General features: G+C 47.3%; 1 protein-coding gene. It reads left to right on the top strand.

Going from position 1 to position 404, the window contains the following annotated elements; all coding sequences use genetic code 11:
- Positions 1 to 68: 68 nt before the first annotated feature.
- Positions 69 to 404: DUF3157 family protein (locus tag AB4585_RS24715; protein WP_372171394.1), on the top strand; the 336-nt coding region annotated here is incomplete at its 3' end.

The following is a 404-nucleotide window of genomic DNA, read 5'->3' as shown; positions in this document are numbered from 1 at the left end:
TCCTTATATGGCTAACGATGTACTGCTAAAATGGAACAGCAAACATCAACACACCCTAGGATGCGTAAATGAAGTTAACCCGATGCTGTTCTTTTCTTGGCCTATTGCTCGTCAGTAACGTCTATGCTGGTCAGCAAGTTGTTCAATTGGAGGATGGTCGCCAAGCTGTACTCAACGACGATTTTACTTGGAAATACCTAGACGTCTCCGCTAATGAGAAAGTAACAAAGCCCACCTCTGTGGTCTCAAGCGACCTCTCTACTACAGCGCCAATGGCCACATCCGTTGCAGCCTCTACTTCTTTGGTCGCAGGTGCCAGCATAGTTGTGCTTGATGGCGACAATACCCAAGTTGCAGTAGAGCACTCAGGCGTAGAGATTAACCTTGTCGGTACGCAATGGAAT

The organism is Vibrio sp. 10N.222.49.C9, from assembly GCF_041474985.1.
GTDB classification, from domain to species: Bacteria; Pseudomonadota; Gammaproteobacteria; order Enterobacterales; family Vibrionaceae; genus Vibrio; species Vibrio crassostreae_C.
Note: the sequence above shows the minus strand (reverse complement) of the source record. Positions and strands in the feature narration are given on the sequence as shown.